This is a genomic window from Nonomuraea sp. NPDC049637 (assembly GCF_040675235.1).
Lineage (GTDB): Bacteria > Actinomycetota > Actinomycetes > Streptosporangiales > Streptosporangiaceae > Nonomuraea.
This window is the reverse complement of record NZ_JBFAOM010000017.1, coordinates 96910-121331: the sequence shown is the minus strand read 5'-3', so window position 1 is coordinate 121331 and position 24422 is coordinate 96910. Positions and strand designations below refer to the sequence as shown.

24 protein-coding genes are annotated in these 24422 nt (G+C 70.8%); 13 read left to right on the top strand and 11 right to left on the bottom strand.

The window, feature by feature from the left end; genetic code table 11:
• Positions 1–214: 214 nt before the first annotated feature.
• Positions 215–664, top strand: coding sequence for an RICIN domain-containing protein (locus AB0J71_RS24135; RefSeq protein WP_364416111.1), 450 nt, complete (start codon positions 215–217; stop codon positions 662–664).
• 138 nt (positions 665–802) lie between these two features.
• On the opposite strand, the gene AB0J71_RS24130 is transcribed toward AB0J71_RS24135, so the two are convergent.
• The 3 genes from AB0J71_RS24130 to AB0J71_RS24120 all read right to left on the bottom strand — a co-directional run bounded on the left by AB0J71_RS24130 (position 803) and on the right by AB0J71_RS24120 (position 3269).
• Positions 803–1432 carry a hypothetical protein gene (locus tag AB0J71_RS24130; RefSeq protein ID WP_352328014.1) on the bottom strand — a complete coding sequence of 210 codons (630 nt, stop codon included), beginning with the start codon at positions 1430–1432 and terminating at the stop codon, positions 803–805.
• A gap of 80 nt (positions 1433–1512) precedes the next feature.
• Positions 1513–2607: a HAMP domain-containing sensor histidine kinase gene (locus AB0J71_RS24125; protein ID WP_364389440.1), complete on the bottom strand. Its 1095-nt coding sequence runs from the start codon at positions 2605–2607 to the stop codon at positions 1513–1515.
• Complete coding sequence (locus AB0J71_RS24120; RefSeq protein WP_364416109.1) at positions 2604–3269, bottom strand: response regulator transcription factor; 666 nt, start codon at positions 3267–3269, stop codon at positions 2604–2606. Before AB0J71_RS24120 ends, AB0J71_RS24125 begins: the two co-directional genes overlap by 4 nt.
• A gap of 163 nt (positions 3270–3432) precedes the next feature.
• Between AB0J71_RS24120 and AB0J71_RS24115 the strand changes: the two genes are divergently transcribed.
• The 5 genes from AB0J71_RS24115 to AB0J71_RS24095 all read left to right on the top strand — a co-directional run bounded on the left by AB0J71_RS24115 (position 3433) and on the right by AB0J71_RS24095 (position 10483).
• The gene (locus tag AB0J71_RS24115) at positions 3433–4497 is read left to right on the top strand and encodes a hypothetical protein (RefSeq protein WP_364416107.1); all 1065 of its coding nucleotides are present in this window, start codon (positions 3433–3435) and stop codon (positions 4495–4497) included.
• Positions 4498–4765: 268 nt separating this feature from the next.
• Positions 4766–6097, top strand: a complete 1332-nt coding sequence (locus AB0J71_RS24110) for a PHB depolymerase family esterase (RefSeq protein WP_364416105.1) — start codon at positions 4766–4768, stop codon at positions 6095–6097.
• Positions 6094–7470: a PHB depolymerase family esterase gene (locus tag AB0J71_RS24105; RefSeq protein ID WP_364416103.1), complete on the top strand. Its 1377-nt coding sequence runs from the start codon at positions 6094–6096 to the stop codon at positions 7468–7470. Before AB0J71_RS24110 ends, AB0J71_RS24105 begins: the two co-directional genes overlap by 4 nt.
• A gap of 25 nt (positions 7471–7495) precedes the next feature.
• Positions 7496–9073, top strand: coding sequence for a lectin (locus AB0J71_RS24100; protein ID WP_364416101.1), 1578 nt, complete (start codon positions 7496–7498; stop codon positions 9071–9073).
• Between the two features lie 78 nt (positions 9074–9151).
• Positions 9152–10483, top strand: coding sequence for a glycoside hydrolase family 43 protein (locus AB0J71_RS24095; RefSeq protein ID WP_352328007.1), 1332 nt, complete (start codon positions 9152–9154; stop codon positions 10481–10483).
• A 129-nt stretch (positions 10484–10612) separates the two neighbouring features.
• On the opposite strand, the gene AB0J71_RS24090 is transcribed toward AB0J71_RS24095, so the two are convergent.
• From AB0J71_RS24090 to AB0J71_RS24065, 6 genes are all read right to left on the bottom strand, one after another.
• Positions 10613–11923, bottom strand: coding sequence for an FAD-binding oxidoreductase (locus AB0J71_RS24090; protein WP_364416099.1), 1311 nt, complete (start codon positions 11921–11923; stop codon positions 10613–10615).
• Positions 11924–11962: 39 nt separating this feature from the next.
• Complete coding sequence (locus AB0J71_RS24085; RefSeq protein WP_352324366.1) at positions 11963–12367, bottom strand: DUF4267 domain-containing protein; 405 nt, start codon at positions 12365–12367, stop codon at positions 11963–11965.
• Positions 12368–12404: 37 nt separating this feature from the next.
• Positions 12405–13043, bottom strand: a complete 639-nt coding sequence (locus AB0J71_RS24080) for a hemerythrin domain-containing protein (protein WP_364416097.1) — start codon at positions 13041–13043, stop codon at positions 12405–12407.
• Positions 13044–13152: 109 nt separating this feature from the next.
• Positions 13153–13305, bottom strand: a complete 153-nt coding sequence (locus tag AB0J71_RS24075) for a hypothetical protein (RefSeq protein ID WP_364416095.1) — start codon at positions 13303–13305, stop codon at positions 13153–13155.
• 289 nt (positions 13306–13594) lie between these two features.
• A complete protein-coding gene (locus AB0J71_RS24070) occupies positions 13595–14809 on the bottom strand; it encodes an aminopeptidase (RefSeq protein ID WP_352324363.1) in 1215 nt (404 codons plus the stop codon).
• Positions 14810–15041: 232 nt separating this feature from the next.
• The gene (locus tag AB0J71_RS24065) at positions 15042–15557 is read right to left on the bottom strand and encodes a helix-turn-helix domain-containing protein (protein WP_352324361.1); all 516 of its coding nucleotides are present in this window, start codon (positions 15555–15557) and stop codon (positions 15042–15044) included.
• Between the two features lie 49 nt (positions 15558–15606).
• On the opposite strand from AB0J71_RS24065, the gene AB0J71_RS24060 reads away from it, so the two are divergent.
• The 3 genes from AB0J71_RS24060 to AB0J71_RS24050 all read left to right on the top strand — a co-directional run bounded on the left by AB0J71_RS24060 (position 15607) and on the right by AB0J71_RS24050 (position 17463).
• Entirely contained in the window at positions 15607–16107 is a 501-nt protein-coding gene (locus AB0J71_RS24060; RefSeq protein WP_364416093.1) for an MBL fold metallo-hydrolase, read from the top strand.
• A gap of 271 nt (positions 16108–16378) precedes the next feature.
• The gene (locus AB0J71_RS24055) at positions 16379–16726 is read left to right on the top strand and encodes a hypothetical protein (protein ID WP_364416091.1); all 348 of its coding nucleotides are present in this window, start codon (positions 16379–16381) and stop codon (positions 16724–16726) included.
• Positions 16723–17463: a DUF998 domain-containing protein gene (locus AB0J71_RS24050; RefSeq protein WP_364416089.1), complete on the top strand. Its 741-nt coding sequence runs from the start codon at positions 16723–16725 to the stop codon at positions 17461–17463. Before AB0J71_RS24055 ends, AB0J71_RS24050 begins: the two co-directional genes overlap by 4 nt.
• 15 nt (positions 17464–17478) lie before the next feature.
• On the opposite strand, the gene AB0J71_RS24045 is transcribed toward AB0J71_RS24050, so the two are convergent.
• Entirely contained in the window at positions 17479–17913 is a 435-nt protein-coding gene (locus AB0J71_RS24045) for a nuclear transport factor 2 family protein (protein WP_364416087.1), read from the bottom strand.
• A gap of 84 nt (positions 17914–17997) precedes the next feature.
• On the opposite strand from AB0J71_RS24045, the gene AB0J71_RS24040 reads away from it, so the two are divergent.
• From AB0J71_RS24040 to AB0J71_RS24025, 4 genes are all read left to right on the top strand, one after another.
• Positions 17998–18378: a helix-turn-helix domain-containing protein gene (locus AB0J71_RS24040; RefSeq protein WP_352324355.1), complete on the top strand. Its 381-nt coding sequence runs from the start codon at positions 17998–18000 to the stop codon at positions 18376–18378.
• Between the two features lie 140 nt (positions 18379–18518).
• Complete coding sequence (locus AB0J71_RS24035; protein ID WP_364416085.1) at positions 18519–20624, top strand: prolyl oligopeptidase family serine peptidase; 2106 nt, start codon at positions 18519–18521, stop codon at positions 20622–20624.
• A 158-nt stretch (positions 20625–20782) separates the two neighbouring features.
• Positions 20783–22030 (top strand): hypothetical protein, encoded by a 1248-nt coding sequence (locus AB0J71_RS24030; protein WP_364416083.1) that lies wholly within the window; start codon positions 20783–20785, stop codon positions 22028–22030.
• Positions 22031–22341: 311 nt separating this feature from the next.
• Positions 22342–22800 carry a hypothetical protein gene (locus AB0J71_RS24025; RefSeq protein ID WP_364416081.1) on the top strand — a complete coding sequence of 153 codons (459 nt, stop codon included), beginning with the start codon at positions 22342–22344 and terminating at the stop codon, positions 22798–22800.
• A gap of 25 nt (positions 22801–22825) precedes the next feature.
• Here AB0J71_RS24025 and AB0J71_RS24020 read toward each other — a convergent pair whose 3' ends face one another.
• Positions 22826–24421, bottom strand: a complete 1596-nt coding sequence (locus AB0J71_RS24020; RefSeq protein ID WP_364416079.1) for an OmpA family protein — start codon at positions 24419–24421, stop codon at positions 22826–22828.
• Position 24422: the final 1 nt, after the last annotated feature.

The following is a 24422-nucleotide window of genomic DNA, read 5'->3' as shown; positions in this document are numbered from 1 at the left end:
GCGCAGCCGTGGTTCGGCAGCTCATCGCGGGTTTTCTTGACGGGCGTATCTGCCGGAATTCGAGGCTGAAGAATATGTCTCCGATATGGCAACTGCGCCTCTCTTGACCCTTGGAGCGTCGACCGGCTCGATGTGGTGACCGCCGGCAGGGTCGCACCGTCCGGTGTGTGTGGCAGGGCCCTGCCCTCGAATTCCCCCTATCCAGGAGGTACCCATGGCTCCCTACCCGTCGCGAGCCCGGCTGATCGTCAAGCATTCGGGCAAGGTGCTGGCGATCGAGAACGCCAGCCTCAAGGACGGCGCCAGCGTGAACCAGTACGACACCGGCACCCAGGACAACGAGAAGTTCGAACTGCGCGACGCCGGTGACGGCTACGTGCGCATCATCGTCAAGCATTCGGGCAAGGTGCTGGCGATCGAGAACGCCAGCCTCAATCAGGGCGCCAGCCTGAACCAGTACGACACCGGCACCCAGGACAACGAGAAGTTCCAGCTGCGCGACGCCGGTGACGGCTACGTGCGCATCATCGTCAAGCATTCGGGCAAGGTGCTGGCGATCGAGAACGCCAGCCTCAATCAGGGCGCCAGCCTGAACCAGTACGACACCGGCACCCGGGACAACGAGAAGTTCCGGCTGGAGCCCATCAGCGACGCCAACTGGTAGCTCACAAGGTTGAGCACGTCCGGCCGTCCGTGCGCCGGACGGCCGGACGTACCTGACATCGCGCGTCACCTGCAAGGGTGACGTGCCCGTCCGCTCGGCTGAGCGCGCATCGCGACCTGAGCCGTGGTCTCGTGGACGTCAGCGAATCCTCGCGGACGCCAGAGGCGCCGGCGTCTCCTGACCCGGCCAGGCACCACGTACCACGACGTCCGCGAGCTCGACGCCGACATCGAGCCGGCGGACGACGACCAGCTCGACCGTGTCTGTCACGATCACCGTCGGGTCGTCCTCGGTGACCCGCTCGATCTCGCGCACCGCCGGCAGCACCACTGCCTCAGCTCCACCACCGAGGACGCTCATATCAGGCTCGCGACGCACCAGACGGCCATCGACCTGCACCAGTTTCTCGGCCTGGCCCGTGCCATTGATGATCGCGCCCGCCAGCGCCGCAGCGTAGACAGGATCACCGACCCCGTCATAGATCCAGCGCATGCCCAGCACCGAGTGCTCGGCGGTGCCCAGCAGCCACGCGTCGGCACCGGGCAACGGCGCCTCGCGGTAGGTGAGCGGCATCTGATGAACCGGGCCGTCACCGACCCGTACCAGTATCGTCTCCATGCCGACCGCGCCGGCCGGGTCGTCGAACCGGAAGGAGGCGACGTGCCGCATCTCGCCGGCCGACCCGCTGTACCAGGGGCGTCCGGGCAACCAGCCGCTCAGCAGCTCAAGCTTCGTAGGCCGAAGGGTCGCCTGGTAGAGCAGTGCCATGGGGGCATCGTAGCGTGATCGAGGAATTCGCCATCGGGAGAACTTCCGCCGCGACCGGTCCGCCGGCGCCCGAACCGGGATCAGCCGAACAGTAGCGTCACGTCCAAGCCGCCCTCGGCGCGTGGAAGGGCCGTCAGCCGTGCGCCGTGCGCCTGGGCGACGGCCCGGACGATCGCCAGGCCCAGTCCGTGACCGCCGGTCGTGTGGGTGCGGGGGGCGCCGAGCCGCTGGAACGGCTGGAAGAGCCGCCGCAGGTCCTGCGGCCGGATGGGCGGGCCGGTGTTGCCGATCGTCAGGCGGGCGCCCTCGCCGGTGAGGCCGGTGGCGATGGTGACGTGTCCGTCAGGGACGTTGTGGTGGAGCGCGTTGTCGACCAGGTTGCCGATCATGCTGGCGATCAGGTCGGGGTCACCGCTGACGGGCGCGGGGTCCAGCGACGTACGAACCGTGACCGTTCGTCCGGCGGCCTCCGAGCGGCGCGACGACACCACCTGCTCGGTGACCTCGGCCAGGTCGACCGGCTCCCGGTGCTCGATGCCCTTCTCTCCTTCGGCCAGCGTGAGGAGGGCGCCGATCAGGCGTTCCTGCCGCGCTCCGAGAGCGAGTGCCTCCTCACACGCGGCCCTCAGGCTCGCCTCACCCGCCTCGGGGTCGGCGAGCGCGACCTGGAGCACGGCGCGCTGACCGGCCAGCGGGGTGCGCAGCTCGTGGGAGGCGTTGGCCACGAAGTGGCGCTGCGCCGCGAACGCGGAGTCCAGCCGCTCGAACAGGTCGTCGAGCGTACGCCCGAGCCTGGTCAGCTCGTCGTCCGGGCCGCGCAGGCCGAGCCGGCGGTTGAGGTTGGTGGCCGAGATCTGCCGGGCGGTCACGGTCATGGCGCGCAGGGGACGGAGGAAGCGCCCGGCCAGCCACCACGCGGCCACCACGGTCAGGGCCACGACGACGATCCCGGTGACCGTGAGCACGGCGTCGACCTGCTGGGCGGAGGCGTCGGGCGGGGGAGCGGCGTCCCCGGCCCGGAGGCGGACCTGGTCCCTGCCGAACAGGAAACCGGCGACCAGCATCATCGGGACGACGACCGCCAGAACCAGTCCGGCGTACAGCGTCGTGAGCTGCGCGCGCAGGGACGGCCGTCGCAAGTGGCTGCGAACGCGGCCGGTCACCGTCGGGTTCATCGCGGGACCCCGATGCGGTAGCCGCCCTCGCGGACGGTGCCGATCACCGGTGGTTCGCCGAGTTTGGCCCGTAACCGGCGCACGGTCGTCTTGACGGCCGTGGTGAACGGGTCAGCGGCCTCGTCCCAGACCCGTTCCAGCAGCTCCTCCGTGGACACGACCCGGTCACCGGCGGCCAGCAGGCACTCCAGCAGCGCGAACTCCTTCGGGGTCAGCTCCAGGCGCCGCGCGCCGCGAAAGGCCACCCGCCTGCCCGGGTCCAGCATCAGGCCCTCCGCCCGGAGGATCGGCGGCACGGCGGGCGCCGAGCGGCGCGCCAGCGCGCGCACGCGGGCCACGAGTTCGGCGAAGTCGAACGGTTTGGGCAGGTAGTCGTCCGCGCCCAGCCCCAGACCCTCGACCCTGTCCCGTACGGTGCCGGCGGCGGTGAGCATCAGCACCCGCGAACCCGTGTCACCGGCGGCGATGTCACGGCACACCTCGTCGCCGGGCGTGCCCGGCAGATCGCGGTCCAGCACCACCACGTCGTACCGGGTGGCGGCCAGGCGGGCCAGAGCGTCGTCGCCGTCGAGGACGACGTCCACCGCCATGCCCTCGCGCCGCAACCCGGTCCCGATCGCCCGCGCCAGAACCTCGAAGTCCTCGACGACCAGCACTCGCACGACCGTCCTCCTCACCCCGGTGGTGGCGCCGTCCCGTCCACCGTTTCCCGTCAATGGCCACGATGCCAGGGATCGGGTGTCGGGCGGGTGTCAGCGGCTGACACCCGGCCGACACCGGCCGTGCCGTACAACCGTCCGTGATCCCCCTCGGAAAGGACGAGACGTGACAGATCCGCGGTTGACCCGGCGCAGGTTCCTCGCCGTCGCCGGAGCCGGCACGGCTGCCGGCGGACTGCTGGCCTCCAGCTCGACGGCCGGCTCGACGGGCAGCTCGACGGGCACGGGCGAGGTGTCCGCACGGGGCCTCACCCAGGCCGTCCTGTCGGCCTTCGAACACCACCGGCTCGTCGCCGTCGGCGAGTCGCACGGCCAGCAGGAACACGGCGACGCGCAGCAGCTGCTGCTCACGGACCCGCGGTTGCCGGACGTGGTCGACGACATCGTCGTGGAATTCGGCAACGCGCTCTACCAGCCGGTCGTCGACCGGTTCGTCGCCGGCGGGGCCGTCGAGGACCACGTGTTGCGGCAGGTCTGGCGGAACACCACGCAATCGCCCGGGGGCACCGGCGACCAGCCGATCCGTGAGCAGTTCTTCCGTACGGTCCGCGCCGTCAACTGGACGCTGCCCGCCGCGCGGAGGATCCGGGTGCTCCTCGGGGACCCGCCCATCGACTGGTCACGCATCACCACCCAGGACCAGGTGGACGGCTTCCTCGCCCAGCGTGACACCCACATGGCGTCCCTGGTGCGGCGGGAGGTGCTCGCCAGGAACCGCCGGGCGCTGATCTGCTACGGCAGCGGGCACGTGACGCACTCGCCGGAGCGGGGCCAGAACGCCGACCACGCGATCCCGCTGATCGAGGAGCAGACCGGCCGGCGCGTGTACGTGATCGTGGCCGGCAGCCATCCCCGCCTGGCGGCCTGTCCACGGCGTACCGTGATCGCGTGCTCCGGCACCTGGCTGGAGTCGGCCGACGCGGGACACTTCATGGACGCGCCCCGGCTGTGCGGCTTCCCGCTGGGGAAGCTGGCCGACGCCGTCCTGTACCTGGGGCAGCTGAAGGACCTGACGCAGCCGCTGTGGAACCCCGCGATCTTCCTCGATCCGGTGTACTGGGCGGAGCTCCAGAGACGCAACGCGATCAACGGGAACCTCGTCGACCTGGAGGCGTACCGGCGGCAGCAGCCGATCTCCCTGCCCTCCTCACCTCCCGTGAGCTGCTCCTGACAGCGCCGGCCGGGCGCGCCGTAAGCCTGGTGAAGTTGCGTGTGCTGGACGCGGAGGCTGATGAAAGTTTCATGGCGACGCTCTGGCCGGCCCGCCTCGATAGCTCAAGGTGAGCGCGCCCGGCGGCCGCCTCGTCCGGCCGCCGCGCGCCATGGCGCTCTTGACAGCGCCTTTCCGGCTCGTATTTGCTCCCACCGTCCCTTCCATCGGCCCGGAAGAGCTCGACCGGTTAGCGCTTTGTTAGCGCTAACATACGAGAGGTGGATGCATGAGACCAGGCGAATCGCGCAGGAGAAGGCGCGCGGGCATCGGAGCCGCCCTGGCGGCTGTGATCACGGCGGCGGCCACCACTCTGGCCATGTTTCTGGTGGGCGCGCCGCAGGCGTCGGCCGCGGTCCTGACCGAGGTGACGAACTTCGGCACCAACCCGGGCGGGCTGCGAATGTACCTCTACGTCCCCGACAGGGTGGCGGCCAGGCCGGGCGTCCTGGTGGCGATGCACGGCTGCAACGGCTGGGCCCCCGGCTTCCACCAGGGCACCGAGTTCGCCTCGCTGGCCGACCGGTACGGCTTCATCGTCATCTACCCGCAGGCGAACAAGAGCGCCAACGGCCTGTCGAACTGCTTCGACGTCTGGTCGAACGAGGCCCTGCGGCACGGCGGCGGCAGCGACCCGGTGTCGATCGTCTCCATGACGAACTACGTGCTGCAACGCTACAACGGCGACCCGCAGCGGGTGTTCGCGACCGGCTTCTCCTCGGGAGCGATGGAGACCAACAACCTGCTCGCCACGTACCCCGACGTCTTCAAGGGCGGAGCGCCGTTCTCGGGCGTCCCCTACGGCTGCCTCGGCCCCGCCGGATGCGGCGACAAGACCCCGCAGCAGTGGGGTGACCTGGCCAGGAACGCCTACCCCGGCTACACCGGGCCCCGGCCGCGCGTCATGGCCTGGCACGGCACCGCCGACTCCGTCCTGCCGTACACGATGTTGCAGGAGGAGGTCGACCAGTGGACCGACGTGCACGGCCTGAGCCAGACCCCCGCCTCCACCGACAGCCCGCAGTCCGGCTGGACGCGGCGTGTCTTCGGTTCCGGGCAGGTCGAGGCGTACACCGTCACCGGCGCCGGACACGACCTGCCCCACCCGGGGATGGCGGCGTACGCCATCCGCTTCTTCGGCCTGGACGGCGGCTCGTCCACCACGACGCCGACCCCGCCACCGGCAGGTCAGATCAGGGGAGTGGCCTCCGGCCGCTGCGTGGACGTGCCCAACGCCGGCACCGCCGACGGCACCGCCGTGCAGCTGTGGGACTGCAACGGCCGCACCAACCAGCAGTGGACGCAGACCCCGGCCGGAGAGCTGAGGGTGTACGGCAACAAGTGCCTGGACGCCGGAGGCGCCGGCAACGGCGCCAGGATCCAGATCTACTCCTGCTGGGGCGGCGACAACCAGAAGTGGCGCCTCAACTCCGACGGCACCATCACCGGCGTCCAGTCCGGGCTGTGCCTCGACGCCGTCGGCGCAGGCAACGGCAACGGGACCGCGCTCCAGCTGTACAACTGCTCGGGCGGCGCCAACCAGAAGTGGACCCGGACGTGACGCCCCTGGCCCGCCGCGTCGGCCGCGGCCCCGCGACGACCTGGGCATCGCGTGCCGCACTCGCGGCCGCCGCCGTCCTCGTGATGGCCGCCGCCGTGCTGCTGGGCGTCAGGCCCGCCGCCGCCGCGTCGCTGACCCGGGTCACCGGCTTCGGCAACAACCCGACCAACCTGAACATGTACATCTATGTCCCGGACCGGGTGGCGGCGAGGCCGGCGCTGCTGGTCATGGTGCACTACTGCACCGGCTCGGCCTCCGGGGTGTTCAACGGCGTCGGGCACGACTACGTCACCGCCACCGACCAGTACGGATACATCATTGTGGTCCCGGAGGCCACCCGCAGCGGCCAGTGCTTCGACGTGTCCACTCCGGCCGCGCTGAGACGTGACGGCGGCGGGGACTCCACCGGGATCATGTCGATGGTCGGCTACGCCCGGCAGCGGTACAACGTGGACCCCGCCAAGATCGTGGTCAGCGGCTTCTCCTCGGGCGCGATGATGACGAACGTACTCGCCGCGCAGTACCCCGACGTGTTCTCGGCCGCCGCGGCGTTCTCCGGCGTCCCGGCCGGATGCTTCGCCACCGCCGACGGATCCTTGTGGAACAGCGAGTGCTCCGGCGGCCGGATCGTCAAGACCGCCCAGCAGTGGGGCGACCAGGCCCGCGCCATGTTCCCCGGCTACACCGGCGCCTACCCGCGCATGCAGCTCTGGCACGGCACCGTCGACACCACCCTGGCCTACGCCAACTTCGGCGAGGAGATCAAGCAGTGGTCCGGCCTGAACGGGGTGAGCCAGACCCCCGCGTACACCGACAGCCCTCGCTCGGGCGTCACCCGCACCCGGTACGGCGGCACCGGGAACCAGCCGCGGGTCGAGGGGCTCAGCTTCGCGGGGCAGGGCCACTCCCTGCCGTTGACGGGCATGTTCCCTTACGCCCTCTCCTTCCTCGGACTCGACGGCACCTCGCCCGGCCCGGCGCCCGGCGGCCAGGTCAGGAACGCGGGGTCGGGCAGGTGTCTCGACGTCGCGGGCGCCTCCCAGGCCAACGGCGCCCAGGCGCAGATCTGGGACTGCCACGGGCAGCCCAACCAGCAGTGGACGTCCACCGCCTCCGGTGAGCTGCGCGTGTACGGCGGCAAGTGCCTGGACGTGGCCAACCGGAGCACCGCCGACGGCGCCGGCGTGATCATCTGGGACTGCAGCGGCCAGAGCAACCAGCAGTGGCGCTTCAACGCCGACGGCTCGATCACCGCCGTCGGTGCGAACAAGTGCCTGGACGTGCCGAGCAACAGCACCGCCAACGGCGTCAAGCTCCAGATCTGGTCCTGCAGCGGCGCCGCCAACCAGCGCTGGACCCGCACCGGCTCATGACGACACCCAGGAGGTGGAGAAGCGAATGCGCACCATTCTCGGCCTGACGACGGCCGCGTTACTGGCGGCCGGCTCCCTCGTCGCGATCGGCGGTGCCACGTCCCCGGCCGTCGCGCTGGAGAACGGCCTCGCCCGCACCCCGCAGATGGGCTGGAACGACTGGAACAGCTTCGGCTGCAACGTCAACGACGGCCTCGTCCGCCAGACGGCCGACGCCATGGTCTCCAGTGGCATGGCGGCGGCGGGCTACACCTACGTCAACATCGACGACTGCTGGTCCACCAAGAGCCGGAACGCGAGCGGCGACCTGGTGCCGGATCCGCAGAAGTTCCCCAACGGCATCAAGGCTCTGGCCGACTACGTGCACTCCAAGGGGCTCAAGCTCGGCATCTACTCCTCGGCCGGCACCACGACGTGCGCGGGCTACCCGGCCAGCCTGGGCTACGAGCGGCGGGACGCGGCCCTGTGGGCGTCGTGGGGGATCGACTATCTGAAATACGACAACTGCGGCGACCACCGCGGCATGAACGGGCAACAGCGGTACACGGCCATGCGGGACGCGCTGGCCGCCGCCGGCCGCCCGATCGTGTACAGCCTGTGCAACTGGGGCCAGGAGAACGTGTGGACCTGGGGAGCGCCGGTGGGCAACTCCTGGCGTGACACCGGCGACATCGCGGCCAACTGGAATTCCATCATGGGCATCCTGGACCAGCAGGTCGGGCTGGAGTCGTACTCGGGCCCGGGGGGCTGGAACGACCCGGACATGCTGGAGGTCGGCGTCGGTTCGGTGACGGGCACCGAGGGGCGCGCGCACTTCAGCCTGTGGTCGCTGCTGAACGCGCCGCTCATCGCCGGCAACGACCTCCGTACGATGAGCGCCGACACGCGCGCCATCCTCACCAACACCGAGGTCATCGCGGTCAACCAGGACTGGGGCGGCCGGCAGGGCCACAAGATCAGCGACAACGGCGACCTGGAGGTCTGGCGCAAGCCGATGAAGAACGGCTCGGTCGCGGTCGTCCTGCTCAACCGGGGCACCTCGACCGCGACCGTCTCCACCACCGCCGCGGCCCTCGGGCTGGGCTCGGCGTCCTCCTACTCCGTGCGTGACCTGTGGGCGCACACGACGTCCTCCTCGCCGGGGACGATCAGCGCGCCGGTCCCCGGGCACGGGGCGGCCATGTACGTCGTGACGGGAGGCGGCATCGTCCCGCCTGCCACGGTCGTGATCAAGGGAGTGGGCTCGGGACGGTGCCTCGACGTCGCCGGCGCCTCGCAGGCCAACGGCGCCCAGGCGCAGATCTGGGACTGCCACGGCCAGGCCAACCAGCAGTGGACGCCCACCGCGAGCGGCGAACTGCGCGTCTACGGCGGCAAGTGCCTGGACGTGTACGACGGCGGAACCACCGACGGCACCAACGTCATCATCTGGGACTGCAACGGCCAGAGCAACCAGCAGTGGCGCTTCAACGCCGACGGCACCCTCACCGCCGTCGGTGCGAACAAGTGCCTGGACGTGCCGAACAACGCCACCGCCAACGGCACCAAGCTGACCATCTGGTCGTGCAACGGCGGCGCCAACCAGCGCTGGACCCGTAGCTGACCCGTCGTCCCGGGAGCGATCGTGAGAATGGCATTACGGTTTCCGGCCACCACAGGAGCCGGACGCGGAATCGTAGGGGTGCTGGTGCTGCTCGGGCTCGTGGCGCTGCTGCCCGCCCACCCTGCCAGGGCGGACAATCCGATCATCCAGACCGTCTACACCGCCGACCCGGCGCCGCTGGTGCACAACGGACGGGTGTACCTCTACACCGGCCACGACGAGGACGGCTCGACCTGGTTCACCATGAAGGACTGGCGGGTCTGGTCCTCCGCCGACATGGTGAACTGGACCGACCACGGATCCCCGCTGAGCCTGACCACCTTCAGCTGGGCGAAGTCCGACGCCTGGGCGGGACAGACCATCTACCGGAACGGCCGGTTCTACTGGTACGTGCCCACGACCAACCGGGCGACCGGCCGCATGGCCATCGGGGTGGCCGTCTCCGACAGTCCGACCGGGCCGTTCAGGGACGCACTCGGACGGCCGCTGATCGAGAACGGCGAGATCGACCCGACGGTCTTCATCGACGACGACGGGCAGGCCTACCTCTACTGGGGCAACCCGCACCTCTGGTACGTGAAGCTGAACGCCGACATGACCTCCTACTCGGGAAGCGCGACGCAGATCCCGCTCACCACGGCGGGATTCGGCGCCAGGACGGGTGACGCCAACCGCCCGACGCTGTTCGAAGAGGGGCCCTGGGTCTACAAGCGGAACGGTCTGTACTACCTGGTGTTCGCGGCCAAGTGCTGCTCGGAGTTCATCGCCTACTCCACGGCCCCCGGCCCCACCGGGCCCTGGACCTACCGAGGGACGATCATGCCCACGCAGGGCGGCAGCTTCACCAACCACGCGGGGATCGTCGACTTCCAGGGCGGCTCGTACTTCTTCTACCACAACGGCGCACTGCCGGGCGGCGGCGGCTTCACCCGTTCGGTGGCCGTGGAGAAGTTCACCTACGGCTCCGGCGGCACGATCCCGACGATCAACATGACCGCGTCCGGGGCGCCCCAGGTGGGCACCCTCGATCCGTACGTCCGCCAGGAGGCCGAGACGATCGCCTGGGAGTCGGGGGTCGAGACCGAGCCCTCCAGTGAAGGCGGGATGAACGTCGGCTGGATCGAGAACGGCGACTACATCAAGGTCAAGGGCGTCGCGTTCGGCGCCGGCGCCAGGACCTTCACCGCGCGGGTCGCCTCGGCGTCCGCCGGCGGCAGGCTCGAACTCCACCTGGACGGCGTCAACGGCCCGTCGGCCGGGACGTGCACCGTGCCGGGCACGGGCGGCTGGCAGACCTGGACCACCGTGTCCTGTCCGGTCAGCGGCGCGACCGGCACCCGCGACCTGTACCTGAGGTTCACCGGCGGAAGCGGCTACCTGTTCAACATGAACTGGTGGCAGTTCAGCTGACGTCGCATCCCCACGCGTCACCGGCGTCACCGCCCTCGCCGGAGGGCGGTGACGCCACCCCGCAGCACGCGGGTGCGGTACGGCCCCGCCGCCGTGGCGGGCGGAGGGGCCATGACCTGCTGGGCCGATCTATCCGAGCACCGGGTAGTTCGCGCGGAACACGTTGTGCGGGTCACGGGCCCGCTTGATCTTCCGCAGCCGCGCGAGCGCGTCGCCGGAGAAGGACTGCGCCGCCGTCTCGCCGGGGGACAGCAGGGTGTACGGCTTGCGGCCGCTGACGTACGCCTCCAGATCGGCCACGACCCCGGCCTGCTTGGCGCGCGTCGCGTCGGCCGCGTGCGGCAGGCCGAGACCCACCAGTCCGAGCAGGTACGGCTCAGCCACCGCGCCGCTGGCGCCGGCCCCGCCGTCCGGCTCGGCGAGCGCGCCGCCCAGGTGCCTGATCTGCACGTTGACGAGCGGCTCGATCGGCTTGGCCAGCAGCAGCTCCACCGCGTCCGCGTCCAGCCCGGTGAGCAGCTCCGCCCGAGCGATGGACGGGACCGGGCCGGTGGGTTCGGCGGATATGACACCCAGGTCGGCAACCGGGACGACGCCGCGGCTGTCGGAGATCGCGTCCTCGATCTTGTCGATGCGCGCCAGCAGGTCCGCCCCCTGCGCCGCCTCGCCCAGGTAGGCCAGATCCAGCGTCACCATCGGCGGCGCGCCGGGGGGCTGGAGCCGGTTGATCCAGACACTGAGTTCACGCGGCGCGTCGGCGGTGATCTCCAGGAACGCGTCGTACACCTCCCTGGTCCGGTGCTCGGGCCAGATCACGCGCCCGCCGTACAGGTCCGGAGCGGGATACAGGTCGAGTTCGAGGGCGGTCACCACCGCGAAGTCCCCGCCGCCGCCGCGCAGCGCCCAGAACAGGTCCGGGTCGGACTCGGCGGTCACCCGGCCCGGCTCGCCGTCGGCGTCCACGATCTCGATGGCCCGCACGCTGTCGGAGGCCAAGCCGTACGCGCGGCTGAACCAGCCGACCCCACCGCCCAGGGTGTAGCCGGTCACGCTGACCCCCGGCGCGCTGCCGGACAGGCCGGTCAGACCCAGCGGACCGGCCGCCGCCAGCACCTGCCCCCACTTCACGCCCGCGCCCACCCGGACCACGCGCTCCTGCGGGCGTACCTCCACCTCGTTCAACCGGCCGGTACGCAACAGGATCAGGCCGTCCACATCGCCCGAGGCGCCATGCCCGCTCGGCTGCGCGGTCACCGTCATGCCCGCCCGCCGGGCGTAACGCACGAGCGCCGTCACGTCATCGGCATCCGCGGCCTCCGCCACGGCCGCCACCGGCTGCCTCACGGTCAGGTTCCACGCGGTGGCCGCCTGTTGGAAGCCGTCGTCACCGGGCAGGAGCACACGCCCCTTGAGGACACCGGCCAAATCGTTGATCGTCATTGTCGTCTCCCTGGTCGAGTTGTCAGAAAAATGTGGGCGTCAGGCGGGCTGCGCGGCGGTCGCGGGGGCGGTGCCGGCCTCGCGGAGGGTCAGCAACCCCGTGACCGCGATCAGCGCCGCGGTCAGGCCGTGGACGCCGAGCGCGACGGCCGTGGATCCGTGGTGGGCCAGGACGTTGACCATGTCGCCGAACGGGGCGACGGCCGTCATCAGCAGGACCCAGCCCAACGGGCGGCGGTGACCTGTCACCAGCAGGACGCCCATGGCCAGGCCCATCGCGATCTCGCGGCTGCCCTTCACGATGGAGAAGCCGCTGCCGTCAGAGGGCCAGTTCGCCAGCCCCGGGAAGGTGGTCCCGAGGGGCAGGACGAAGGACAACCCGAGGTAGAGGGTGAACAGGACGACGACGGCGGCCAGGACGGTGTTGAGCTTCTTCAGCGACATGGTCGTTCTCCTTTGTCTGTACGGACGGTCAGGAAGTTCAGCCGCGGACACGGCGGATGTGGCGGGCGTAGCGGGGGCGGCCGATGACGTGCCAGATGACGCGGACCGGAGCGGGAAGGCCGCGGAGGACGACGGCGCGCTCGGCCGGGTTCGCGTCCTCCAGGACGGCGCCGCAGAGCGTGAGCAGGGTGAGTTTGGGCGTGTTGTGCACCAGGTGGTCGCCCAGGGAGGCCCACTCCCGTGGGGTGATGTGCTTGGCCGCGAGCGGGAGGAGGGTGGCCTCCTCGTCGCGGAGGTGTTCCAGCAGGACCGCGCGGTGCTCGCAGAGCGCGGCCGCCAGGGCGTCGCGCTCGTCGGCGCCCGCGGTGGCCTCCCAGGCGGGGAACGCGGCGTCCAGCCTGCTCAGGGTGGCCGCGACGCGTTCGTGCTGGGCCTGCATGCGCAGGACGACGTCGGCCTCCAGGTCCACCCGGGAGAGCAGCGGCGGCCACAGCAGCTCGTCCTCGGCCTCGTGATGGTTGCGCAGGCCCAGCCGGTAGAGGCGGAAGTGGCCGGAGATCACCTTGGCGCGAGCGGTGTCACCCGGGGCGACGGCCGCGACGAGCTCCACCAGCAGCCGCGACTCACGGCGGAGCACGCGGTGGACGATCTCCATGTCCTGGGCGTTGACGCTCATCTGTTCCCGCTCCTTCATCGGTTGCGATGTGTTCAGCCTGCTCCTGGGTCTTTGGAAGGCATTTGGAAGGGATTTGGAACGTCCACGTCAGATGCGCGGATCATGGTCTTCACCGCTGGACACGAGCCCCGCCGTCCCGGCCCCCCGGCCGGTCAGCGTTCGATGGGGACTGCCGCGGGATGAACGTGCCGTCGTTGGTCCTGGTGATGTCGAAGGAGGCCACCACGTAGGCGCCGTCACGATGGAGCGGCAGCACGTCCACGTTGGGTTTGTCCGCTTGGCGGCGCCATGACCAGGTGGAATCGGCCACCCGCGTTCCCGGATCGGCGCGGAAGGGGGGCCGCCGCTCCCGTGGAGCCGCGTACCGGCCGGGGGAGGGGCTTGTGGTGGCCGCGTCGCCGCGTCCGGCCCTGTTGCTTGATGGAGTAGGAGATCTCCACGCGGCGGTTCCTGGCCCGCCCTGCCGGATTGTCGCTGCCGTCCCGCGGCTTGTATAAGTCAATGCTCATAGAGCGGAGGATGGTTGGGGCGACCTCGGCGAACTGGCCGCGTCAGAACTCCCAGGTGTCGTCGCGCAGGAGCACCACCTTCCCGCCGGGCCCCAGCCCGGTGACCGTGACGTCCGGGCCGCCGACCATGAAGTCGACGTGCACGCGCGAGGTGTTCACGCCCGCCGCGTCCAGCCGTGCGGGGTCGTCCGTACGCAGGTGGGCGGGCACGCCCGGAGGCAGCCCTGCGCCCCAGGCCAGGTGGCAGGTGGCGTTCTCGTCCAGAAGGGTCTCCAGGTAGGTGATGCCGCTTTCGCCCACCCGCGAGGAACGGTCGACCAGAGCGAGCTCGCCCAGCCGGGCGGCGCCCGCGTCGGTGGCCTGGTGCGCGCGGACGACCTCGGCTCCGGCGCTCGCCCTGACATCGGTCACGACGCCGTCGGCGAAGGTCAGCTCCAGGTCGCGGATGAGGGTGCCGTCGAGGGACAGCGGCCGGGTGGCGCGGACCGTACCGGTGACGCGGCGGTAGTCAGGGGTGGTGAACACCTCCTCGGTCGGCAGGTTGGCCTGGAACGGGCGGCCGTTGACGTCCTCCAGGCGGGCGGCGGTCCAGTGGGCGTCCGGGAGCAGGCCGATGGTCAGGTCGGTGCCGGGGCCCTCGAACCGCACGGCGTCCAGGCGCATGTCGGTGAGCCGTCGAGCGCGATCGAGCAGTTCGGCGATGCGCTGCCGCCACGCCTCGCGCGGATCGGGCTCGTCGAGACGGAGGATGCGGCGCAGGTGCCGCCACAGCCTGGCCTGGTCGGGTTCGCCGAAGACGGCACGGGCCCACTCGGGGGTGGCGTAGGGGACGATCGTCCAGCGGACCAGGTTGTTGAGCTGGAGCCGCTGCCGTGAGGTCAGCGCCGGCATGCGGTCCAGCCCGACGCGGATCGGATGGAGTCCGGCCAGGAGGTCGGGGGCGGCGGTGCCGCGGACGTTGACGATGATGCCGCCGTTCCGCCCCAGCTCGTCGTTGCGGGCGTCGAGCCACGAGGGCACCTCGGCCAGGCTCGCGGTGTCGGCGTGCCGGAGTCGGGAGCGTTTGGCGTGCGGGTCGAAGTACCAGATGTCGGCGTAGCGGGCGCCTCGGGCGTAGGCGGCCTCGGCCAGGGCGCGGGCGAGCGGGGCGTGCTCGATCTCGGCGTTGATCAGCACCCGGTCGTCCGCCAGCAGGGGCACGGCCACGTCGAACACGACGTCGGCATAGTCGGACAGGTCAGCGGGGGGAATGGTCAAGGGGGGCTCCTTCGCGTTCGTTGTGGTGCATGGGCGGGAACAGCAGCGCTCCGGCGGACGGCGACGAGGACGCCGCCGTGGACCAGGAGATGGAGACCGCAGGTGACGGCCGGCGAGACGCCCACCATGCCCGCCTGCCGGCCCAGCGAGCCGGTGAGGTGTCGCGGAACCGCCGGGACGAGCGGTCCGATCGGCAGGAACGCGCCGGCCGCGCAGGAGAGCAGGCGGCCGATCACTGTTCGTCACGTAGTTCGAGCAGGAGCGCGGTCATGCTGACCTTGACGCCGTCGTGCGGCGGTCCGGCCTTGTCGTGCAGGAGCGCCACGGCCTGGTCGATCAGGCCGACGATCTCCTCCCAGACAGGCCTGGCCAGCCACACCTCGGCGTCCATGGACGTGCGCCGGCGAGCGGTCTCAGCCAGGCGCCTGGCCAGGTCGGTGCTCATCGCCTGGTGAAGAAGCTGCTGTCCCTCGGACCGGTCGAGGCGCTCACCACTGGACGGGTCGTACCGGTAGAGCAGCTGCGGGCGGCCCTTGCCTGCCCGCGGACGCTCCTCCGTCTGCTGGAGGAAGCCCGCCTTGGCCAACTGGCGCAGGTGGTAGCTGGCCGAGGCGTGCGCGATGCCGAGCTCGTCGGCGACCTCGGTGGCCGACATCGACGCGCCGGTGAGCAGCGACACGATGCGGATACGCAGCGGGTTGGCGAGGGCGCGCAGGGGAACAAGATCGTCCCGGTTTTCCAAAGACACCTTGGGATAATAATTTTCCCAACGACTCTTGGGAAGGGGTGGCTCACGGATGCTGCTGACGATCCTTGGCGGATGCGGTGCCTGGCCGGCGGCGGGTCAGGCCTGCAGTGGTTACCTCGTGGAGCACGACGGGTTCAGGCTGCACGAGTTCGCCGTCGGCAGCGCATTCGACCTCGGCCCGTTTCGCGCACAGACTCGCCTGCTGCCGCACTCGGTCCCCAATGCCGGCGTACGGCTGACAGCGGGCGGACGGGTGCTCACCTATACCGGCGACAGCGGCCCGAGCCCCGACAGGGTGGAACTGGCGCGTGACGCTGACCTGCTGCTGGCCGAGGCCACCTATGTGGACCAGGTCCCGGAGGATTTGCGACGTCACCTGACCGGCGCCCGTCAGGCAGGTCGGCAGGCGCTGGAGGCCCACGTCCGGCACCTGCTCCTGACGCACCTGCAGCCGGGCACGGACACCTCGGCCGCGCGGGCCGCCGCCGGGGCCGAATACGACGGTGAGATCGGCATCGCCACGTCCGGTCTCGTCTTCGACCTGTCGTGAGCCGAGGTCTCAGGGGGCGAAGAACGTTCACCGCACAGGCGCAATCACAGTAGTCGATCGCCTGGTGATGGACCGTATCCCTGATCGATCTCTGCTGTATCATGATTGACTTATATAAGTACTGGCTGAAATTATGGCCCGCGCACGCACTCGACGTGCTCGGCGGCGCTGGACGCTGAAGTCGCGCGCGCCCGGCGCGAGCGCCGTCACCCGCTTGAGGAGATCCGTCCGATGAGGGACGAACAGGCTCGAACGACGAGAAGAAGGACCAATGATCGACATCGTCAACCAGGTGAACGCCACCCGGCGGGAGACCGGCAACCGGCCGGTCGCCGTCGGCGAGGGACGCTCACTGCTGCTCAAGGACAACGCCAGGGGGGAGATCCTGCGCCGTGAGAAGCCCCATCTGATCAAAGTGACCCGGATGTCGGGGAAGGGCATGCCCACCGAGGTCGAAGCGGGTCTGGCGCCCGGCGGTGACGGCGGCGGGACCGTCCTGGAACTGGAGCACGCCGCACCCCAGGCTGCTCGGGGCACCGGCGACGACGGCCTCGCCGCGGCCGTCGCCTTCGCCGTGCAGCACTTCGCCCCCGAGTCCGGCAGGGACGGCGACAGATGACCCGCCGCTCGGTGGGTCGTCCCGTTCTCAGAGGAGTGGGCCGGACGGCCGACAACCCCACCACCACAGCGGTCAGCAGGGCGACGCGGACGCTGCTGACGTGCGGCACCGTCGCCGGACCGTTCTACATCATCGTGGTCCTGCTGCAGATGCTCACCAGGGACGGATTCGACATCAGCCGGTACCCGGCCAGCATGCTGAGCAACGGCGACCAAGGATGGATGCAGATCGCCAATTTCACGGTCAGCGGCCTGCTGTTCGTGGCCGGAGCGGTCGGCCTGCACCGGGCTCGTGGCCCGGCGGGCTGGGACGGCGCCTGGGGGCCGCGACTGGTCGGCGTCTTCGGCGCCGGGATGATCGCCGCTGCCTGCTTCTCCGCCGACCCTGCCGACGGCTTCCCGCCCGGGACGCCCGTCGGCCCGCCCACCAGCATGAGCACGGAGGCGATGCTGCACCTCCTCGTCTCCGGGATCGCCTTTCTCGCGCTGATCGCCGCGTGTTTCGCGTTCGGACGGCGGTTCGCGGCGGCCGGCCGTCGCGGCTGGGCCGTCCTGAGCATGGTGACCGGCGGGCTCTTCGTGGCGGCCTGGATCTCGATCTTCGCGGCGCAGGGCTCCAGGGCGGCCAATGTCGCCTTCGCGCTGGCCATCGCGCTCACCATGGCATGGGCGTCGATCCTGGCCGCGTACCGGCTGGCTTCGACCCGGCGTCGCGGCGTCACCCTGACCGTGGTCTGAGCGGGCATCGTGACCTCATGACGTGATCACGGCGGGGTTCCCCTCGCTCCAGACGCTGGTGATCCTGCGGTGGGCGAACCGCCAGCCGTCCGGGGTGCGGCGCAGCCGGTCGTCGTAGCGACCCCCGGCAAGGAACTTGTCGCCATCGGGCAGGCCGAGGCGGACATGCTGGGCCTGGTAGTAGCACGTGTGCTCGGCCTCGTCGCCGTGCACTGTGGCGACATGGTTGCCGTTCAGGTGATGGGTGGCGTCGAATCGCTCCACGCCGGTCCGGATCCTGGCGGTGATCGCCTCAGGCCCGTGGAGCCGTTCGCCCGAACCGCTGTACTCCCAGCAGGCGTCGTCGGTGAACAGCGCGCCCAGGGTCTTCCAGTCCCTGGTGTCCAGGGCCGTCGCGTAGGCGATGACGGCGTCCACGATCGCGGTGCGGTCTGCCAGTTCCTGCAACATGGGGGCCACCTTCCGGTTTGGTGCACGATTTGATACGGAGTACATGATTGGTGACTGTCGAGACCGGCGGAAGAAGGCACTTTCATGTCCCAGAGTCACATCGATGTGTCAGCCCTGGCCCGCGAGGCGTGCCCGGTCTCGGAGGTCCTCGATCACGTCTCCGGGAAGTGGAGCATCGGCATCCTGGTAGCCGCTGCGCAGGGTCCGGTCCGTTTCACGGAGCTGGAACGCTCGATCACCGGGATCAGCAGGCGCATGCTCACGCTCAAGCTGCGCAAGCTGGAGCGGGACGGCCTGCTCGTCCGCACCGTCCATCCCGTCGTTCCGCCCAAGGTCGAGTACACGCTGACGGAGATGGCCCGGGAACTCCACAAGTCGCTGCTGGAGCTCACCGACTGGGCCAAGCGACACGGCGCCGCCGTCGCCGCCGCCCAGGCCGCCTACGATCACGAACACAAGGGCTGACGGCAGCCATCGCCCAGAAGACTCCGTGCCCTTGACGGTCAGACGGCCCTCGCTGCGGAGCGGCTCGACCAGCTTGGCGACGCCGAGGCTGCGCAGGAATCATCAGCCCCACACCCGGCTTCGCGCCTATGATCACGCGGATGAGCGACATCAGCGGCCCCCCGATCGCCCGAGTGGACGTGGTGCGCGACGTTCACCACGGCGTCACGCTCGACGATGCCTACCGGTGGATGGAGGCGGACGGCGAGGAGTTCCACCGCTGGCTCGACGGCCAGGCCCGCCATGCCCGCGAGCAGCTGGACACCCTGCCCCGCCGGGAGGAGCTGCTGACCCGGATCCGCGAGCTGGGCGGCGCGCTCCCGCAGTACTCGACCTTCACGCCGGCGGGCGACAGGATCTTCCACCTGGCGCGCGAACCGGGCGCCGGCGTACTCGTGCTGATGGTGCGTGAGCCCGACGGAACGAGCAGAGTCCTGTTCGACCCGGACACCCTGCCCGGCGAGGGGCACCACGCCATCGCCTGGTACGTGCCCTCTCCCGACGGTCGCCACGTCGCCTGCGCCGTCTTCCCGTCCGGGTCGGAGGAGAGCACGATCCAGGTCATCGACGTCGGCTCCGGTGCCGTCCTGGAGACGATCCCGCCCACGGCGCGCTTCGCCTTCCTGAGCTGGCTGGAGGACGGCCGGTCGTTCGTCTACCACCGCTTCGTGGCTCCTGCGGCGGGCGCTCCGCCCGAGGAGCGCCGCCTGGACAGCCGTTCCTTCCTGCACCGGCTGGGCGCCGACCCGGCGCGGGACGAGGTGGTGCTGGCGCGCGGGCTCAACCCCCACGTCGAGCTGACCCCGCAGGATCGGCCCTTCCTCGTGGTGCCGCCGCGTGGCGAGTGGATGCTGGCAATCGTCTCCCGCGGCGCACTCGGCCCCTGGACCCGCGAGCAGTTGAGCGATTGCGCGCTGTACGTGGCGCCACGAGCCGCGCTCGCCGATCCGGCCACCTGCCCCTGGCGGAAGGTGGCGGACGTGGCGGACGGTGTCACCGCCTTCGCCGCCAGTCACGACACCCTCTATCTGGTCTCCCATCGGGACGCGCCCCGCTCCCACGTGCTGGCCGTTCCGTTCGCCGCACCCGATCTGTCGCGAGCCCGGGTGGTGGTGCCCGCGGGTGAGCGCGTGGTGGAGGCGGTGCGGGTCGTCGGCGACCGGCTGCTGGTGCGCGATCTCGACGGCGGCGTCCATCGGGTACGGCATGTGCCCCTGTCCGGCGGCGCGCCCGCCGACCTCCCGCTGCCGGGGGAGGTCGCCGTCTGGGAGTTGACCACCCACCCGGAACGGCCCGAGGCCCTGCTGCTGGCGGCCGGTTGGACGGACGCCCCGCGGCTCTACCGCTACGACGGCGAAACCCTCCAGGACACCGGGCTGGCGCCCCGCTCACCGGTCGACTTCGGCGACGTGCACGCCCGCACCCTGCATGTGCCCGCGAGGGACGGAACACAGATCCCGCTCACCGTCATCCACCACAAGGACGTCGTGCTGGACGGCGACAACCCGGTCCTGCTCACCGGCTACGGCTCCCATGGCATGTCCGAGCTGCCGGAGTTCCGTCCGGAGATGCTCGCCTGGTACGAGCGCGGCGGCGTCTACGCCGTCGCACACCTGCGCGGTGGCGGGGCCTATGGCCGGGAGTGGCACGAAGCCGGGCGTGGCCCGCGCAAGGAGGCCACCATCACCGACTTCATCGACTGCGCCGAGCACCTCATCGCCCTGGGCTACACCCGGCAGGGACGGCTGGCGGGCGAGGGCGTCAGCGCCGGCGGCATCCCCACCGGGGGCGCGCTGGTGCGCCGGCCGGAGCTGTGGGCCGCCATGGTGATGCAGGTGCCGACGGTCAACGCCACCCGGATCGAGTTCAGCGAGAACGGGCCGATCAACGTGCCGGAGTTCGGCAGCGTCACCACCGAGGACGGCCTGCGCGGTCTGCTGATCGCCGATGCCTACCTGCGGATCCAGGACGGCGTGCCGTACCCGGCGGTGCTGCTGACCACCGGACGGCGCGACGCGCGGGTGCCGCCGTGGCAGCCGGCGAAGCTGGCCGCCCGCCTGCAGGCGGCCGGCGCCTCCGGCCGGCCGGTGCTGCTGCGTGTGGAGGAGCACGGCGGTCACGGCGCCGGCTCGACCCGGGAGCAGGAACATGCCCTGCTCGCCGATGTGCTGGCCTTCCTGCTGCACGCGTTCGAGGCGTCACGATGAGGACGACCGAGCAGTGGGCCCCGTGCCGTCGCCCGAGTACCACGTGCCCGCCCCCGCGCAGACCTTGAGCTGCTGAGGGCTTGGGCCAACCAAACGAGGAGCCGGGCGAGGGGATAGCTTTAGGTGTCCGTACGACTACTAATGGTGATAACTCTGGAGTGATCAACAAACAGCAGATCGCGAGCGCCCTGAGCGCCGCGCCGCCGGTCGTCCTGTCCTCCAGCGCCAGCTCCAGGGCCGGCGCCACCACCACCGCCCCGCCCGCCGAGCAGTGGAGCGACCGCTGGCAGCTGCCCGGCGGCACGGCCTGGGTGTACTACGGCGAGCGGAACCAGACCCTGACCCGGCCGGTGCTCCTGGCCGACGGCTTCGGGGCCGGGGCCACCGACATCGACGAGCTCTACGACGGCCTGGAGCGGCGCGCCTTCCCGCTGATCAGCGAGCTGCGCCGGCGCGACCGCGACGTCGTCGTCATCGGCTACGACGACCGCGGCGCCTCCATCCTCGACAACGCGGAGACCGTCACCGCGGCGATCCACCGCGCCGCCGCCGAGCGGGTCGGCGACAACCGCCTGCTGGCCGGTGGGTTCAGCATGGGCGGCCTGGTCACCCGCTACGCCCTGGCCCGGATGGAGACGCAGCACGTCGACCACCAGGTCGGCGTGTACTTCTCCTGGGACACCCCGCACCGCGGCGCCTACGTGCCCATCTCGCTGCAGGCGTTCGCGCACCACAGCAAGGCCTACGACCCGCGCTTCTCCGACCTGTTCAACAGCCCCGCCGCCCGCCAGCTGCTGGCCTGGCACCTGCCTGACCCCAATGGCGTGCCCGGCGTCGACCCGCTGCGCACCCAGTTCCTGCGCGAACTGGAGTCCGTCGGTGGATGGCCGCGCATCCCGCGTCTGCTCGCCGTGGCCGACGGTGCGGGCAACGGCGCAGGCAACGGCACCGGCGCCGGCGAGAGCGCGCTGCTCGGCACCGGCGACCTCATCTCCGGCACCGATCTGCGCACCCAGCCCAAGGCGCCCGAGACCCTGGCCGCCAGGCTTCGCCTGCTGACGCCCGACGTCATCGAGGTCCAGGCGCCGGGGGTCCCGTGCGTGGACGGCGCGCCCGGCGGCATCCTGGACGGGTTCAAGATCCTCGCCGACGCGCTCAACGCCATCGCCGAAGCCACCGGTCTCGGCCTGGACGTCGACAATCCGATCGCCGGCCACTGCTTCGTCCCCTCCATCAGCGCCGTCTCCGTGCGGGACGTCACCGACGCCCACCTGTACACCGACATCGACGCGCTGTCGCCGGACGAGAGCGACTTCGACGACTTCCTCTGCGCCAACGACAACCACGGCCACACCGAGATCACGGAAGAGGGCGCCACCTGGCTCCTGGACCGCCTGCCCGACTAGAACGCGCCACCGATCCCACAGCAGCCCGGCATCCTCGATGTCGCGAATGGATCAGAGCGAAGCGGCCCCGTGATCACCAATGGGATCACGGGGCCGCTTCTCATCATGTCCCGAGGGGGAACGGTGTCTGCTTCCCGCGTGAGCGGGCTGCGTCCACCGGTCCGCTGAGTGGACCGAAGATTGCCCGCCGCCGCGCCCCGCCAAGAATATGGATGCTGTACAGGGCCGATCGCGGTCGGTGACGGCCCGAAGGTCGCGTGACACCTATGTCCGGCGGCGGCGATCAGGCCGCTGACGAAGGGACGGCCACGATGAACAACCGATCGGCGAGGGCCCTGTCCCGAGCCCTGATCGCAGCGGTGGTGGCGGCTGCTGTGATGACGGCGCCGGGCCTGACCGGCGCGAGCAGCGCCTCGGCCGCGGCCGGCCCGACATGCGGGAGCTGGATCTCCAGTCTCGTCTTCCCCGGCCTGTCGGCCCGAGCCTGTATCTGGGGCACCGGTGCCCCCTGGAAGCAGGCCCAGACGGAGGTCTTCAACGGCACGGGCTTCTCGGTGGAGGTCGAGAACCTCACCGCCCGCCTGGAGGGCCTTCCCGCGGACGCCCGTTGCGTCCACATCAGCCTCCAGAACGGGCAGACGGCGTTCTGCGGCACCCGTAGCGTGCCCGACAACAATCCCTTCCAGTTCGACCGGGCCCTGGGCACCGCCCAGGTCACGGACCTGATCAGGCGGGAGCAGTTCTCCTTCGATTCCCCCTTCGTGGGGTGAGCGGCGGCCGGGGCGGGAGAGGTCATCAGGTGATGGGCACGTCGTGCATCGGGGTGAACCCGAACAGGTTCACGTCCACGCTGGTCACGTCGGCGGGTGGGGCGGTCATGAGCACGAACATCCGGATCTGCTCGCCCGCTCCCAGCGACTTCAGCACCGTGCTGGAGCAGACGCAGTGCCGGGGCACGTCGAGGCGGCCGGGCGTGGTCAGCGGGAGGTAGCGGGTACGAGCCGCGTCGGTCAGCGCGAGCCAGAAGAAGTCGAGCTTGTACCCGTAGATGCCGGCCTGCTGGTCGACGTCGGGGTCCCAGGCTCCCCTCTCCAAGGAGACCCTGTCGCCGCCGCCGGCGTGTCGGAAGGTCACGGTGGCGATGAGGGTCCTGTCGTTGATGCGTCTCAGTTCCCGCAGGTCGGCTTTGAGGCCGGTCAGCTCGCGCAGGCCGGTGGCCGTCGGAACCGCCGTGGTGGCCGTCGTGGTCGCCGTGACGGACGGCGTCGGAACGGGGGTGCGCGGCGCGCCGGCCGGCTTGGGCAGCCGCTGGAAGGTCACCTCGACCCGCCGGTTGCGGGCGCGGGCGGCATCGGAGGTGGCCGGCACGGCGGGCTCCGTCTCGCCCTTGCCCTCCACCTGCAAGGGGACCGGGCCGACGAGGCCGGTCAGTGCCTTCTGCACGGCCTTGGCCCGTCTCAGGGACAGGTCCATGTTGTAGGTGTCGTCGCCGACGTCGTCGGTGTGCCCGACGACCCGCACGGCGCCCTGGGCCTCGGTGCGGACGCGCTCCGCGACGCGCTGCAGTGTCTGCTTGGCGCGGCTGGTGAGGGCGGCCTTGTCGAAGGCGAACAGGACGTCGGTGTTGAGCGCCAGCTCGACCTGCTGGTCCGACTCGGTCACCGAGGTCGTGGTGGCGTCGGAGCGGGTGGCGAGCGGGACGGTGAGCGGGAAGGCGGCGGCGATGGCGGCGGCGTCCGGTTCGCCGTCCAGCCGGGGGCCGGTGCCGGCGGGGCTGATCGGCAGGGGCGCGGTCAGTCCGGCGCTGTCGAATCCGACGGCCAGGCTGGTGGTCTCCGGCGGCACCTGGTAGGTGGCCCACATCAGCGCGGGGCTGCCGGGCGTGGCCTTGGCGAGCGGCCCGGAGTAGCTGCACAGGCAGCGGGCCCGGACCTCGGCGTCGTCCTTCTTCATCGGGTAGTAGACGGAGAAGCGCGGGTCGTCCAGGAGGAAGAAGCCGGAGGCGGCCTGAATGTAGTCGTAGGGGGTGCCGCCGGCCAGCTGGCCGGCGTGGAAGCCTTCGAGCCGGACCTCGCCCTGGTCGGCGCTGATCCTGAACCGCGCGGTGACGGCGTTGGGGGCGCTGCGTTCCAGCCCGATCACGTCGATGCGGGCCGTGGCCACGCCGTCGGTGTGGCCGTCGCCGTACAGCGTGGCCAGGGGCGGAGCGTCGGCGGGCGGCGTGCCCCCGTTGGCGGTGGCTGCGGAGGGGCTGGCGGACGGCGCGACGGACGGCGCGGCGGACGGCGGTCGTGTGGTGGCCGCCGGTGCCGACGGGACGGAGCAGCCACCGAGTAAGAGCAGTGCCGCGATCAGAATCCGGCCGCTCGCTGAAAGCCTGCCAAAGTTCATG